Source organism: Curtobacterium sp. MCSS17_011 (assembly GCF_003224275.1).
Classification (GTDB): domain Bacteria; phylum Actinomycetota; class Actinomycetes; order Actinomycetales; family Microbacteriaceae; genus Curtobacterium.
In genome coordinates this window covers 48,512-62,927 of the sequence record NZ_QKLE01000008.1, presented here as the reverse complement: position 1 = coordinate 62,927, position 14,416 = coordinate 48,512, and the positions used below count along the sequence as shown (strand labels likewise).

The 14,416-nt window shown below is 71.8% G+C and carries 13 protein-coding genes; 9 read left to right on the top strand and 4 right to left on the bottom strand.

The annotated features are described in order from the left end of the window. Positions 1-121 precede the first annotated feature (121 nt). The 4 genes from DEJ17_RS07905 to DEJ17_RS07890 all read left to right on the top strand — a co-directional run bounded on the left by DEJ17_RS07905 (position 122) and on the right by DEJ17_RS07890 (position 5,512). Positions 122-1,732, top strand: coding sequence for a serine/threonine-protein kinase (locus DEJ17_RS07905; protein ID WP_110892867.1), 1,611 nt, complete (start codon positions 122-124; stop codon positions 1,730-1,732). An 85-nt stretch (positions 1,733-1,817) separates the two neighbouring features. After that, the gene (locus DEJ17_RS07900) at positions 1,818-4,970 is read left to right on the top strand and encodes a GH92 family glycosyl hydrolase (RefSeq protein WP_258366718.1); all 3,153 of its coding nucleotides are present in this window, start codon (positions 1,818-1,820) and stop codon (positions 4,968-4,970) included. A gap of 40 nt (positions 4,971-5,010) precedes the next feature. Then, positions 5,011-5,235, top strand: a complete 225-nt coding sequence (locus DEJ17_RS07895; protein ID WP_146239665.1) for a hypothetical protein — start codon at positions 5,011-5,013, stop codon at positions 5,233-5,235. 52 nt (positions 5,236-5,287) lie between these two features. Continuing rightward, positions 5,288-5,512 carry a hypothetical protein gene (locus tag DEJ17_RS07890; RefSeq protein ID WP_110892864.1) on the top strand — a complete coding sequence of 75 codons (225 nt, stop codon included), beginning with the start codon at positions 5,288-5,290 and terminating at the stop codon, positions 5,510-5,512. A gap of 112 nt (positions 5,513-5,624) precedes the next feature. On the opposite strand, the gene DEJ17_RS07885 is transcribed toward DEJ17_RS07890, so the two are convergent. The 3 genes from DEJ17_RS07885 to DEJ17_RS07875 are packed head-to-tail and all read right to left on the bottom strand — an operon-like array spanning position 5,625 to position 7,941. Beyond that, complete coding sequence (locus DEJ17_RS07885) at positions 5,625-6,152, bottom strand: GNAT family N-acetyltransferase (protein ID WP_110892863.1); 528 nt, start codon at positions 6,150-6,152, stop codon at positions 5,625-5,627. A 37-nt stretch (positions 6,153-6,189) separates the two neighbouring features. Further along, positions 6,190-7,128 carry an aldo/keto reductase family oxidoreductase gene (locus DEJ17_RS07880; RefSeq protein WP_110892862.1) on the bottom strand — a complete coding sequence of 313 codons (939 nt, stop codon included), beginning with the start codon at positions 7,126-7,128 and terminating at the stop codon, positions 6,190-6,192. Positions 7,129-7,185: 57 nt separating this feature from the next. Further along, positions 7,186-7,941: an SDR family NAD(P)-dependent oxidoreductase gene (locus tag DEJ17_RS07875; protein ID WP_110892861.1), complete on the bottom strand. Its 756-nt coding sequence runs from the start codon at positions 7,939-7,941 to the stop codon at positions 7,186-7,188. Positions 7,942-7,975: 34 nt separating this feature from the next. Between DEJ17_RS07875 and DEJ17_RS07870 the strand changes: the two genes are divergently transcribed. Continuing rightward, positions 7,976-8,851, top strand: a complete 876-nt coding sequence (locus tag DEJ17_RS07870; RefSeq protein ID WP_110892860.1) for a putative RNA methyltransferase — start codon at positions 7,976-7,978, stop codon at positions 8,849-8,851. 19 nt (positions 8,852-8,870) lie between these two features. Here DEJ17_RS07870 and DEJ17_RS07865 read toward each other — a convergent pair whose 3' ends face one another. Then, positions 8,871-9,290: a VOC family protein gene (locus DEJ17_RS07865; RefSeq protein ID WP_110859433.1), complete on the bottom strand. Its 420-nt coding sequence runs from the start codon at positions 9,288-9,290 to the stop codon at positions 8,871-8,873. A gap of 62 nt (positions 9,291-9,352) precedes the next feature. Between DEJ17_RS07865 and DEJ17_RS07860 the strand changes: the two genes are divergently transcribed. The 4 genes from DEJ17_RS07860 to kdpB all read left to right on the top strand — a co-directional run bounded on the left by DEJ17_RS07860 (position 9,353) and on the right by kdpB (position 14,416). Further along, complete coding sequence (locus DEJ17_RS07860; protein WP_110892947.1) at positions 9,353-10,297, top strand: YafY family protein; 945 nt, start codon at positions 9,353-9,355, stop codon at positions 10,295-10,297. A 251-nt stretch (positions 10,298-10,548) separates the two neighbouring features. Then, entirely contained in the window at positions 10,549-10,638 is a 90-nt protein-coding gene (locus DEJ17_RS07855; protein ID WP_110892859.1) for a potassium-transporting ATPase subunit F, read from the top strand. Next, positions 10,638-12,320 carry a potassium-transporting ATPase subunit KdpA gene (gene kdpA / locus DEJ17_RS07850; RefSeq protein WP_110892858.1) on the top strand — a complete coding sequence of 561 codons (1,683 nt, stop codon included), beginning with the start codon at positions 10,638-10,640 and terminating at the stop codon, positions 12,318-12,320. Before DEJ17_RS07855 ends, kdpA begins: the two co-directional genes overlap by 1 nt. Continuing rightward, positions 12,317-14,416, top strand: a complete 2,100-nt coding sequence (gene kdpB / locus DEJ17_RS07845) for a potassium-transporting ATPase subunit KdpB (RefSeq protein ID WP_110892857.1) — start codon at positions 12,317-12,319, stop codon at positions 14,414-14,416. Before kdpA ends, kdpB begins: the two co-directional genes overlap by 4 nt.

Genomic DNA, 14,416 nt, shown 5'->3' with positions numbered 1-14,416 from the left:
CGGGTCGCGCGCGGGCACTCGACGTCTTCTGCTCACCCGACGGCTGCCCGGGCCGCCCCGCCGCCCCCCGCCCGCCCCGAACGGCAGAGCGCCGTCAGCCGCGACCGGTAGGTTGCCGGGCATGGAAGAACGGGTCTTCGGCGGCAGGTACCGCGTCACGGGCACGCTCGGACACGGTGGCATGGCGTCCGTGTACCGGGCGGTCGACGAGCAGCTCGGTCGCGAGGTCGCGGTCAAGGTGTTCCGCATCGGCCCGGTCGACCGCGGGGAGCGCGCCCGCGCCGAGGCGGAGATCCAGACCCTCGCGACGCTGCGCGCCCCCGAGCTCGTCACGCTCTACGACGCCGCACTCGACGACGTCGACGGCGACTCCTACCTCGTCATGGAACTCGTGCCGGGCAGTGACCTGGCGACTCGTCTGCGCGAGGGCCCGCTCGACCCCGCGACCGCCGCCCGGCTGGGTGCGCAGGTCGCCGACGGCCTGGCCGCCGTGCACGCGCAGGGGATCGTCCACCGTGACGTGAAGCCCGCGAACGTCCTGCTCGAGAGCGACGGCCGGCACGTCAAGCTCGCCGACTTCGGGATCGCCCTGCTCCGTGACGCCTCACGCGTGACCGGGACGGGGACCGTCATGGGGACGGCCGCGTACCTGGCCCCGGAGCAGGTCCTGGCGAAGGAGATCACCGGCAAGGCCGACGTCTACTCGCTCGGGCTCGTGCTGCTCGAGTGCCTGACCGGCCGCCAGCCGTTCCCGGGCAGTGCCGTCGAGTCGGCCACCGCCCGGCTCACCCGTTCGCCCGAGATCGACCGGCACCTGCCCACGGCCTGGCGGACCCTGCTGCACGTGATGACCGCGCAGGACCCGGCGGAGCGCCCGACGGCGGCCGAGGCCGCCGAGCGCCTGCGTGCCCTGGGCCGCGACGAGCCGACGAACGCCACGCAGCTCCTGCCCGGGATGCCCGGTGCGGTGACCGCTGCGGCTGCCGGCGCAGCGGGTGCCGCGGCTGGTGCCGCCGCTGCGGCGAACGCCGACGACCGGACACAGGCGATGCCGGCGAGCGAGCTGCCGAACGGGGGCGCGCGCCCGGGCGACGACGCCACCCGCGTCCTGGACACCCAGCGCCCGAACCCGGCCGACGACGTCTCGACGACCGTCCTCGGCGCCCAGGCGAACGACCGAGGCGCATCAGGTCCGAGCGGGCCGACCCCGCCGCCGGTCGCGCCCCGCCCGGTCCGGGGGGACCAGCCGGAGAAGAAGAAGCGCGGGCCCCTCATCGCCGCGATCATCGTGATCGTCCTGGTGCTCATCGGCATCGGCATCGCGGTGTTCGCACTGAACGGCGACGACGACGGCACACCGGCCCCGACGGACACCACGTCGACTGCGCCGACCGAGCAGCAGCCGTCCGAGGGCCCGGGCGAGGAACAGCAGCCGAGCGAACCGGCCGAGCAGCAGCCCTCACAGGAGCAGCCCCAGCCGTCGCAGCCCGCCGAGGAACCGAGCGAGCAGCCGAGCGAACCGACCGAGCCGGAGCAGCCCACGCAGGACCCGCCCGTCGGCCCGGAGCCGAGCACCCCGGCCTCGAACCCGGTGCAGGAGCCGCAGGACGGCACCGGCGCGGACGGCACCGGCGCGGTCGGCACCGGCGCGGTCGACACCGGCGCGGTCGACACCACGTCGGACACCGCCCCCGGCAATTCCGGCAGCGCCCCGGGACACAACAAGGGCTGACGACCAACACTGACGACCAACACTGGCGACCGGCACTGACACGCCGGGGTTTTCGTCCAGTCCCTGGAGCAAATAGGCTCGTCCCGTGCGAGAACTGCAACGGAGCGGTGGTCCGACGACGGCCGTGGCCGCTCGGAACGGTGTCGGCTTCGGGGCTGCAGAGGGCTGGCTCGTCGAACGACCAGCGAGCGCGCCGGTGGCCGGGGCGATCGTCCCCGGCTTCACCGGACGCACCATCGCCACCGGCGACGAGCTCTCCTGGGTCTGGTTCCCCGAGCGGACCCTGCCCGACGGGGCATCGGAACCGACGGAAGCAGACCTGCCGCACTTCTGGGACGCCACGGCCTTCGCCCTCGACGTCGTCTTCACCGACGGCTCGCGGCTGCGTGACCACGCCGCGGTCCGCGACCAGTACGGCGACGCGGTCACCCCGGACGCGCAGGACGCGGCCCGCAAACAGTGGGTGGACCAGTGGAACCGCCGTGCCGTCGATCTCACGCCGTTCGCGGGGCTGGTCGTCGACCGCCTGGAGGCCCGGCTCGGCTCCGACGCGCCGGCTGCGGCCACCGACGGCGAGCGTCCGGCACTGCGTGGCTGGCTCGACGCCGTCCGGATCGGTCCCGCGCGTCCGACCCCGACGACCCCGCTCGGCCACGTCCGGACGACCCGTGGCACCCAGGCGTCCTCCCGGTTCTCCCGCGGCAACAACGCTCCGCTCGTCGGGGTCCCGCACGGCGGGGTGTTCGGCCTGCCGATGACGGACGCCTCGAGCAACCGCTGGCCGTACGCGTACCAGGAGCACGACCGGCTCGACGACCAGGGGTGGCTCCGCCCGGCGATCCAAGCCTTCGCGACGAGTCACATCCCGTCGCCGTGGATGGGCGACCGCGGGGTGTTCCAGGTGATGCCCTCGCCACTCGACACCCCCGATGTCGACCGGTCCGCCCGCGCGCTCGGGTTCGACCACGACGACGAGCAGGACGGCCCGCACCGGTACCGCGTCGCCCTCGACCACGCCGTCACCGCCGAGCTGACCGCGGGGGAGTTCGCCCTCGGGTTCCGGTTCACCGGCACCCGCAGCGTCGTGCTCGACCACCACGGCCGGGTGTCCGACGTCTCCGTGACGGTCACCGACGGCACCGCCGTCGTCGAGGCCGTCCTCGACGACCGCCCCGGCACCCCACCGCACCACGTGCACCTGCGGATCGAGGGGGTCACCGCCGACCACACGACGATCGGTGAGCACGAGCTGCGCGGCTGGCTGTCCATGGGAGAGGCCGGGGGCACGGGCGGCCCGGTCGACGTCCTGCTCGGCATCTCGACCGTCTCGATCGAGGACGCCCGCGCGAACCTCGACGACGCCGGCTCGTTCGACGCCATGTGCTCCCGTGCCGAGGCACTGTGGAACGAGAAGCTCGCGACGCTGTCCTTCGACGGCGCCACCCCCGACCAGCTGACGAGCCTGTACTCCGGCCTGTACCGGCTCTTCCTCTACCCGAACCGTGCCGGGGAGACCGCCCTGACCGGCACCCCGCGACACCGCTCCCCGTACGGCGACGTCCTGGCGGAACCGATCCGCGACGAGCCCGGGCCGGAGATCGTCGAGGGCCCGTTCACCACCACGAACGGCTTCTGGGACACCTACCGCACGGCCTGGCCGCTCCTCGGACTCCTGACCCCGGAGACCGCGGGCGAGCTCGCGCAGGGCTTCGTCGAGCACCACCACGACGGCGGGTGGACGCCCCGCTGGAGTGCCCCCGGCGCCGAGGACTGCATGACCGGCACCACGAGCGACACCGTCTTCGCCGACCTCGCCGTGAAGGGCGTGCGCGGCTTCGACCTGGCCGAGGCGTACCGGAGCGCGGTGCGGAACGCGACCGTCCCGCCGCGTGACGAGCGCGTCGGACGCAAGGGGAGCCTCCCGGGTGCCTTCCGCGGCCACGTCGACACGGTGACCCACGAGGGGATGTCGTGGACCCTGGACGCGGCGATCAACGACTGGGGTCTGGCCGTCATGGCGGGCCTGCTCGCGTCGCGGGCGCGGACGCCCGCCGACCTGTCCCGGTACGAGGCCGAGGCCGAGTGGTTCGCCCGCCGGTCACTGCAGTACCGGCACGTCTTCGACTCCGAGCGCGGGTTCTTCATCGGCCGCGACCCGGACGGCTCGTGGCGGGTCGGCACCGAGTTCGACCCGCGCGACTGGGGCGACGACTACACGGAGACGAACGCGTGGGGCACCGCGTTCACGGCGCCGCACGACGGCGCCGGCGTCGTCGACCTGCACGGCGGCCCGGAGCGGTTCGACGCGGCCCTCGACGCGTTCTTCGCGACCCCCGAGACCGGCTCCCTGGCACGGTCCGGCTCGTACGGGTTCCCGATCCACGAGATGACCGAGGCCCGCGACGTCCGGATGGGCATGCTCGGGCTGTCGAACCAGCCGGCGCACCACATCCCGTTCTTCCCGATGTTCACCGGGCGGCACGACGACGCGCACCGCATCGTCCGCGAATCGCTCGAGCGCCTGTTCGTCGGGTCCGACCTCGGCCAGGGCTACCCGGGCGACGAGGACAACGGCGAGATGAGCGCCTGGTACGTCTTCGCGACCATCGGCCTGTACCCGCTGGCGCCGTCGACCGGTACCTACGTGCTCGTGCCGCCGTCGGTCCGCAGGACGGTGCTGCACCGGTCGGGAGGCGCGGAGACCGTCATCGAGGTCGCCCCCGGTTCCGCAGGCGCGTACGTCGCGTCGGTGACGGTCGACGGCTCGCCCTGGACCTCGGTCACCATCCCGCACAGCGTGGTCGTGGCCGCGTCGCGGATCGAGTTCACGCTGTCCGACGAACCGCAGGGCTGGGCGTCGGACACCCGTCCCGTCTCGGCCTCCGACGTGCACGGCTACCGGGACGCCCCGGTGGACGTCCTGCCCGTCGGAGCCTCGGCGCTCACCGACGACGCCGGCCGCACCGTCACGGCGCTCGCCGTGGGGGAATCCGTGTCCTTCGACGTGTCGTGCCCCGCCGCCTCGCTGTACACCGTGTCGGTCGCATCGCCGGGGTCCTACTCGTGGCAGGTCGCCCTCGACGACGCCGTCACCGCGGTCGACGGGGCCGAGTTCACGTGGGCCGGCCAGACCCGGGTGTTCCGGATCCTCGGCGGGGGTTCGTCGTTCACGTTCACCGCCGGCACCGACCTGGCGCTGACGCAGCTCGAGCTCATCGCGGCCGACGGACAGCGTTGACCCGGCGTTCACCGAGCGGGAGCATGCTCGGGTCATGTCGATGAGCGCACCGTTCGATCCCGAACAGCAGGGCCGGTCCATCCCCGTGGACGGCAGTGACGAGTCCGAGCTCGAGGTGGAGGAGGACCGCGGCGCCGACGTCGGCGGCGACTCCGCCGACCCGAGCGTCTCGCCCGTCAGCCACCACGACGAGGACGAGGCCGGCGGCGGCCCGGTGTTCCGGCGTCCGCACGCCGGTGAGCGGCTGCACCCGGACGACCTCTGACCGTTCCGGAGGTCCTCCGGGGTTTCTTGGGCGATTGCCAAGGGGCTCGGGCATGCTCGTGCGCATGTCGATCGCGAACTCGTGGGACCCGTCTGGTGGCCGTGCAATCCCGGAGGACCAGGTCCGTCAGGACGGGCTCGAACTCGACGAGGACCCGGCGATGCTCGGGATCTCGTTCGACGTCGTGCGTGGTGCCTCCGCCGACCCCGCCGGGGTGTCGCCGGTCGACGTGAACGTGCCGACGCCGAGGTCTGCTGGTTCCGCCTCCGACGACTAGCGCGCGCCCGGCTGTCTCGGGCGTACCTGGTCGAATCGGGCATACCTGGTCGGAACTTCTGACCAGGTATGCCCGAAAGCACCTTGCATTGCACGCGTTCTGGGAAGGAACCTCATCGCGCGGAAGGGTCGGAGACCCGGTACTTGAACCCGACGTGCGAGCCGGTGAAGCCGAGGCGCTCGTAGAACCGGTGCGCATCGGTCCGTGCAGCGTCGGACGTGAGCTGCACGAGTGGGGTCCCGAGGGCTGGCGCAGCGACGTCGGTCACCCAGCGCATCAGGGCGCTCCCGATGCCGCCGGATCGCAGAGCACTACTGACCCGCACTGCCTCGACGAGCAGTCGGGTGGCACCACGACGAGCCATGCCGGGGATCCGGGTGAGTTGCAGCGTCCCGACGAGCCGCCCGTCGGCGTCCTCGGCGACGAGCAGCGCGTTCGCCGGGTCGTCCGAGATCGAACGGAGTGCCTCGGCGTACTGCGGGCGGTCCTCCGGTGCAGCGACGTCACCACGTGCAGCGCTGATCGGGCCGTCGGACAACAGCGCCATGAGTGCGTCGAGGTCCGCTTCCGTGGCGTTCCGCAGCGTCACCTCGCCGCTGCGGGCGGACAGACGGACGGGCAGGGCGAGGTCGTGGAGCACGACCCCACCCTGCCCGACCCGACCGGGCCGTTCCTGCTCAGGGAACGGTGTGTCCGGCAGCGGTGAAGATGCGGTACCACTCCTCGCGCGACAACTGCACGTCCGAGCCGGCCGCCGAGTCCCGCACGCGCTGCGGGTTCGTCGTGCCGAGGACGACCTGGAAGTGCGCGGGGTGGCGGGTGATCCACGCGACCGCGATGCCGGTCGGGGTGACCCCGTGTGCGGCGGCGATCTCCTCGAGCACGTCGTTCAGCTCGGCGTACTGCTCGCGGTCGCCCAGGAAGACGCCGTCGAAGAAGCCCTTCTGGAACGGCGACCAGGCCTGCAGCGTGATGTCGTTGATCCGCGAGTAGTTGAGGATGTCGTTGTCGCGGTCGACCGACTGGTCGAGGCCACCCATGTTCGCCGTGATGCCCTGCGAGATGACGTTGGCGTGCGTGATGCTCAGCTGCACCTGGTTGAACGCGAGCGGCTGCCGGACGTGCTTCTTGAGCAGGTCGACCTGGCCGGGGGTGTGGTTCGATACGCCGAAGTGGTGCACCTTTCCGGCGGCGTGCAGCTCGTCGAAGGCCTTGGCGACCTCTTCCGGCTCGACCAGGGCGTCGGGGCGGTGCAGCAGCAGGACGTCGACGTACTCGGTCTGCAGTGCCTCGAGCGACTCGTGCACGGACTCGAGGATGTGCTCGTACGAGAAGTCGAAGTACGCGCCCTTCGGCGTCGGCCGGATGCCGACCTTGGTCTGCAGCACGATCTCGGCGCGTTCCGCGGGCGTCAGCGTGACGGCAGCGCCGAAGCGCTCCTCGCAGCCGTGCCACTCGCCGTAGACCGCGGCGTGGTCGAACATGTTCACGCCCGCGTCGCGCGAGGCGCTGTAGAGCGAGCGGATGTCCTCGTCGCTCATGTCGTTGATCCGCATCAGTCCGACGACGACGTCGGAGGCGGTGAGGTCTGTCTGTGGCAACTCCAGTGTCTTCACGCATCGATCCTGCCAGCCGAGCCCCGGCGCAGGCAGGCCCTGCCAGTGCCACGTCGCTCAGTGGACCGAGAACCCGCCGTCCACCGCGATCGACTGCCCGGTGACGTAGGCCGAACCGGGCCCGGCGAGGAACACCGCCGCCGCGGCGAAGTCCGACGCGAGTCCGTTCCGGCCGACCAGCGTCCGCGCGGCGAGGGCCGCCACCGTGGCGGGGTCGGAGCCGAGCCGCTCGTTGAGCGGGGTGCGCACGAAACCGGGGACGAGGACGTTGGAGGTGACCCCCTGCGCGGACCAGGCCTCTGCCTGGGACCGGGCCAGCGCCTCCAGACCGGCCTTGGAGACCCCGTACGCGCCGCTGGCGGCGAAGGGGCGGTGGGCCTGCTGCGAACTGATCGACACGATCCGCCCGTACCCACGGGCCGCCATGCCGGGTGCGAGCCGCTGCCCGAGCACGAACGGCGCGTCGAGGTTGACGGCCATCGTGGCGTCCCAGGTGGCCTCGTCGAGTTCCGGCATCGGCGGCCGCAGGTTGATCCCGGCGGAGTTCACCAGGACGTCGACGTCTCCGGCGGTGTCTGCGAGTGCGTGTGCACCAGCGCGGGAGGACAGGTCCGCGACGATGCCGTCGGCCGAGCGGCCCGCCTGGCGGATGCCGGCGACGGTGGCGTCGATGGTCGCGGACGTCCGGGCGGCGACGAGGACGTGGGCACCTGCGTCGGCGAGTGCGGTGGCGATCGCTCGGCCGATGCCGGAGCTGCCTCCCGTCACGAGTGCGGTGCGTCCGTCCAGGCCGAAGAGCTGCTGCAGCGACATCCGGTCAGGTTACCGAGGCCCGTACGCTGGGCCGGTGCGTGACGACCTGCTGCCGATGCTCGCCTGCCCCGTGTGCGCCGAGCCGCTCGGCCGTGTCGACGGCGGCCAGGTCGGCTGCCCGAACGGTCACCGGTTCGACGAGGCGAAGCAGGGCCACCTGACCCTCCTGCCCGCGAAGCGGCGCGCGCTCACCGCGGACACCCCGGCGATGGTCGACGCGCGGCTGCGGTTCCTGGGGCGCGGGCACTACGCGCCCGTCGAGCGGGCGCTCGCCGCGATCGTCGCGGACGCCACCGCGCCCGGCATCGTGCTGGACGTCGGTTCGGGCCCGGGGACCTACCTGGCGCATGCGCTGGACGCAGCGCACGTTCCGGACTGGAGGCCCGTGGTCGCGCCGGACGCGTCTGCTCCGGCCGGCAGTCGGCCGGGTCCACGCCTCGGGGTCGCCTTGGACCTGTCGGCCGTCGCGATCCGGCGTGCGGCACGCGCCCACGAGCGCGCGGGGGCCGTCGTCGGGGACGTGACCGAGCGCCTCCCGGTCGTCGACGATGCTGCCGCCGTCGTGCTCGACGTCTTCGCACCCCGCAACCAGAGCGAGTACGCCCGCGTGCTGCACGCCGACGGCGTGCTCGCGGTGGTGACCCCGCGGGCCGGCCACCTGGCGGAACTCGCCGAGGCGACGATCAGCGTGGACCCGGAGAAGGAACGGCGGCTGCACGACTCCCTGACGCCGTCGTTCGAGCTGCGGTCCTCCGAGGACCTGACGTGGACGATGGACCTGTCGGCCGAGGACGTCCACGACGTCGTGCACATGGGGCCGAGTCACCACCACGTCGCGGCGGACACCGTGTTCGAGCCAGCGACGGTGACGGCCGCGGTCACCGTGTCGACGTGGACGCCGACGCGCTGACCGCGACCCTCAGGACGGATCAGTCGCCAGCGGGAGCGACGTCGAGCTGCCAGACCACGCCGAAGCGGTCACGCAGCTGCCCGGCCAACGGTGCCCAGGCCGAGGGCTCCAGGGGCTGCCGGATCTCGGCGCCCTCGGACAGTGCGGCCCAGTACCGCTCGATCTCGGCCGTGTCGTCACCGTGCACGAACACGTAGAAGGCGTTCGATCCCTGGTCGTAGGGCTGCCCGGGCCAGACGTCGAAGGCCATGACCCGGAAGCCGGCGGCCGTGGAGACCTGACCGAACACGATCCGGTCCGCCCAGGCCGGGTCGTCCAGGGCGCCCATCTGGCCGTAGGTGGCGGCGGTGACCTCGCCGCCGAAGACCGATGCGTAGAAGTCGAGCGCCGCGCGGGCGTCGCCGTCGAAGTTGAGGTGGGTTGTCGTTTCGATGCTCATGGGACGAGGATGTCGGGCAATGCGGTCAGATCGTGTCCGCTTCTCCAACGAAGATGGACGCCATGGCCGGACCCTCCGCACGGATGCTCGCGCTGCTCTCCCTGCTCCAGGTGCACCGCGACTGGCCGGGCGACGAGCTGGCCGGACGGCTCGAGGTCAGTCCCCGCACCGTCCGTCGCGACGTGGATCGGCTGCGCGGCCTCGGGTACCGGGTCGAGGCGCTCCGTGGGCCGACCGGGGGCTACCGGCTCGAGGCGGGCTCCGACCTGCCCCCGCTGCTCTTCGACGACGACCAGGCGGTGGCGATCGCCCTGGCGCTCGCCGTGGCGCCGGCCTCGGGGGCGGACGTCGCTGAGTCGGCAGCCCGTGCCCTCGCGACGGTCCGGCAGGTGATGCCCGCGCGGCTGCGGTCCCGGGTCGACGCGGTGCAGGCCGTGACCGCGACGAGCCGGACCACCACCGACCCGGAGGTCCTGGTGGCGGTGAGCGAGGCGGTCCACCTGCAGGAGGTCTTCCGTTTCGGGTACGGCGACGACGAGGCTCCGCACCGGGTGGAACCGCACGCCGTCGTCGCCCGGAACGGTCGCTGGTACCTGCTCGACTGGGATGCCGACCGTGACGACTGGCGCACGCACCGCATCGACCGGATCACGCCCCGGATGCGGACTCGCGTCTCCTTCACGCCGCGACCGATCCCCGGTGGCGATGCGGCCGCGTTCGTGTCCGCGCGGTTCAAGGGGTCGGCGGTCGACGACGTGTGGCCGTGCACCGGTTCGGTGACCACGACGGCGGACGATGCGCGGCGGATCACGCCGTACCTGCCCGAGGACGCCGTGGTCGAGCAGCTCGAGGACGAGCGGGCCCGGATCACCCTCGGATCGTGGTCGTGGGGCGGGCTCGCTGGCGTGGTCGCCGGGCTGGCCGTTCCGGTGCTCGTCTCGGGGCCCGACGAGCTGCTTGGTGCGGTCCGGGACCTGTCGCGACGACTCGCGGCAGCCGCTGTCTGAACTGCGTCAGCCGTGTGCGTTAGGAGCGTGCATGCGTCCGCCAGGGCGGCGTCAGGGATCCGTTAGGAGTGGACTGGAGGCCCGGCGCAGGATCCAGCATCGGTTCGGCACCACAAGTGGTGCCGGTCCGCGTCACCCGGCGCGGACACCGCAGACCTTCTGGAGTCCCTCGTGTTCGACGTGTTCGTCGTCGCCGGTGTCCTCGCCGTGTTCGGCGTGGTGGCACTGATCGCCAAGGGGGTGGAACGGCTGTGATCGGCATCACCATCGCGGCCGCCGTCCTCGGCACCGCCGCAGTCGTGTACCTCGTCTGGGCGCTCGTGCGTCCGGAGCGGTTCTAGTGGGTGCCGCGGACGTCTGGGCTGGCATCGCCCAGGTCGCCACCCTCGTCCTGCTGCTCGTCGTCGCGTACCGCCCACTCGGTGACTGGATGGCGAAGGTCTTCACGCCCGTCCGCCACAACCGGGTCGAGCGCGGGGTCTACCGGCTGATCGGGGTCGACCCGGACGCCGAGCAGTCCTGGCCCGTGTACCTGCGCGGCGTGCTGCTGTTCAGCGTCGCCGGGCTGCTGCTCGTCTACCTGCTGCAGCGCATCCAGGTCGTCCTGCCCGGCGACCTCGGGCTGCCCGCCGTCGGCCCCTCGCTCGCGTTCAACACCGCGGCGTCGTTCGTCGCGAACACGAACTGGCAGTCCTACTCGCCCGAGGTCACCGTCGGCTACACGGTGCAGATGGCCGGCCTGGCGGTGCAGAACTTCCTGTCGGCGGCGGTCGGTCTCTCGGTCGCCGTGGCCCTGGTGCGTGGGTTCGCCCGTCGCAAGTCCGGCACGCTCGGCAACGTGTGGGTGGACATCGTCCGTGGTCTCGGCCGACTGCTCCTGCCCGGGGCGTTCGTCTTCGCGATCGTGCTCGTCGCCGGCGGGGTCGTCCAGTCCTGGGGGAGCGGCACCGACGTCACCACGCTGATCGGTGGCACCCAGCACATCCCGGACGGGTTCGTCGCCTCGCAGGAGGCCATCAAGGAACTCGGCACGAACGGCGGCGGCTACTTCAACGCGAACTCGGCGCACCCGTTCGAGAACCCGCAGGCGTGGACGAACCTCGTCGAGGTCTTCCTGATGCTCGTCATCCCGTTCTCGCTGCCCCGCACCTTCGGACGTCTCGTCGGGGACGACCGCCAGGGCTACGCGATCCTCGCCGTGATGGGCGCGATCTTCCTCGTGTCGCTCTCGGTCATGTCGATCGCCGAGCTCGGGGGCGGTGGTGTCGCCACGCAGGCGGCCGGGGCCGCGATGGAGGGCAAGGAGAGCCGCTTCGGGATCCTCGGTTCGACGCTCTTCTCGACCGCGACCACCTCGACGTCCACCGGCGCCGTCAACGCGATGCACGACAGTTACACCCCGATCGGCGGGATGATGGCGCTCGTCAACATGATGCTCGGCGAGGTCACCCCCGGCGGCGTCGGCTCCGGCCTGTACGGCATGCTCGTGCTCGCCGTCATCACGGTGTTCATCGGTGGCCTGCTCGTCGGTCGCACCCCGGAGTACCTCGGCAAGAAGATCCGCGCCAAGGAGATGACCTTCGCGGCGCTGTACATCCTCGTCACGCCGACGCTCGTGCTCCTGGCAACCGGTCTCTCGCTCGTGATCCCCGGGGTCCGCGAACAGGTGCTCGGGACGTCGGTCTTCAACCCCGGCAACCACGGGCTGACCGAGCTGCTCTACGCCTTCACGTCGGGCGCGAACAACAACGGCTCGGCCTTCGGCGGGCTCACCGCGAACACCACGTGGATGAACTCCGCGCTCGGCGTCGTGATGCTGCTCGGCCGCTTCGTGCCGATGGTGTTCGTCCTGGCGCTCGCCGGGTCCCTCGCCGCGCAGGACCGGGTGCCGGAGACCGCCGGCACGCTGCCCACCCACCGCCCGCTGTTCATCGGGCTGCTCGGCGGCGTCGCCGTCATCGTCACCGCACTCACCTACTTCCCGGTGCTCGCACTGGGTCCGCTCGCAGAAGGACTGTCATGACCACCCCCGTGACCACGGAGTCGGAACCGCGCACCGCCGTGGAACCGTCCACCCGCTCGTCCGCATTCGGACCCCGCCAACTGGTGGCGGGCCTCCCGGGCGCCCTGCGGAAACTCGATCCGCGACTCATGTGGCGGAACCCCGTCATGTTCATCGTCGCGGTCGGCGCAGCGCTGACGACGGCGGCCGCCGTCGTCGAGCCGTCCGCGTTCACGATCGCCATCGCCGTCTGGCTCTGGCTCACCGTCGTCTTCGCCAACCTGGCGGAGTCGGTGGCCGAGGGCCGCGGCAAGGCGCAGGCCGACACCCTGCGGAAGACCCGCTCGACCACGAGCGCCCGCCGGGTGCTCGGGTACGCGACGACCGACGCGGCCGCGACCGGCAACGAGACCGAGGAGGTCGCGTCCGTCGACCTGGCCAAGGGCGACGTGGTCGTGGTCGTCGCCGGCGAGGTCATCCCGGGCGACGGCGACGTCATCGACGGCATCGCGTCGGTCGACGAGTCGGCCGTCACGGGTGAGTCCGCGCCGGTCATCCGCGAGTCCGGCGGTGACCGCAGTGCCGTCACCGGCGGCACTCGGGTGCTGTCGGACCGGATCGTCGTGCGCATCACCTCGACGCCGGGCGAGACCTTCATCGACCGGATGATCCGCCTGGTCGAGGGTGCGGCACGGCAGAAGACGCCGAACGAGATCGCGCTGAACATCCTGCTCGCCTCGCTGTCGATCGTGTTCGTGATCGTCTGCCTGACGATGCAGCCCATCGCGGGGATGGTCGGTGCCACGGTCAGCGTGCCGGTGCTCATCGCCCTGCTCGTCTGCCTCATCCCGACCACCATCGGAGCCCTGCTCTCCGCGATCGGCATCGCCGGCATGGACCGCCTGGTGCAGCACAACGTGTTGGCGATGTCGGGCCGCGCGGTCGAGGCCGCCGGGGACATCACGACGCTGCTGCTCGACAAGACCGGGACGATCACGTACGGCAACCGTCGGGCATCCCGGGTGGTGCCGGTGCCGGGGGTGTCGGAAGCCTCGCTCATGGAGGCCGCCGCGCTGTCGAGTGCTGCCGACAGCACTCCGGAAGGACGCTCGATCGTGTCGCTCGCTGCTGACGCAGGGGTGACGCCGGCACTGCCGGACGGCGCCGTCGAGGTGCCGTTCACGGCCCAGACGCGCATGTCCGGTCTCGACCTGCCGGACGGCTCGCAGATCCGGAAGGGTGCCGCTGCCGCAGTCCTCGCCTGGGCGAACACCCCCGACGCTGGTTTGGTCGCGGCCATCGACGCGACCGTCGCGGAGATCTCCGACCAGGGCGGCACGCCGCTCGTCGTCGGGCGCCGCTCCTCGACCGGCGCGGTCACGCTGCTCGGCGTCGTGCACCTGAAGGACGTCGTGAAGGACGGCATGGCGTCGCGGTTCGCCGAACTCCGGTCGATGGGCATCCGCACGGTGATGATCACCGGCGACAACCCCCGCACCGCGGCCGCCATCGCCCACGAGGCCGGCGTCGACGACTTCCTCGCCGAGGCCACCCCGGAGGACAAGCTCGCCTACATCAAGCGGGAACAGGAGGGCGGCAACCTCGTCGCGATGACCGGTGACGGCACCAACGACGCCCCGGCCCTGGCGCAGGCGGACGTCGGCGTCGCGATGAACACCGGTACGACGGCGGCGAAGGAGGCGGGCAACATGGTCGACCTCGACTCCGACCCGACCAAGCTCATCGACGTCGTCCGCATCGGCAAGCAGCTGCTCATCACCCGCGGTGCCCTGACCACGTTCTCCATCGCCAACGACGTCGCGAAGTACTTCGCGATCATCCCGGCGATGTTCCAGGCAGCGTTCCCCGGGCTCGCGGCGCTCAACATCATGGGGCTGCACAGCCCGTCGTCCGCGATCCTGTCGGCCGTCGTCTTCAACGCGCTCGTCATCGTGGCGCTCATCCCGCTGTCCCTGCGTGGCGTCAAGTACCGCGCGGCCGCAGCGTCGTCGATCCTCGGCCGCAACCTGCTCGTCTACGGGCTGGGCGGCGTGGTCGTCCCCTTCATCGGCATCAAACTGATCGACCTCGTGGTCGGTCTCATCCCGGGGTTCTAG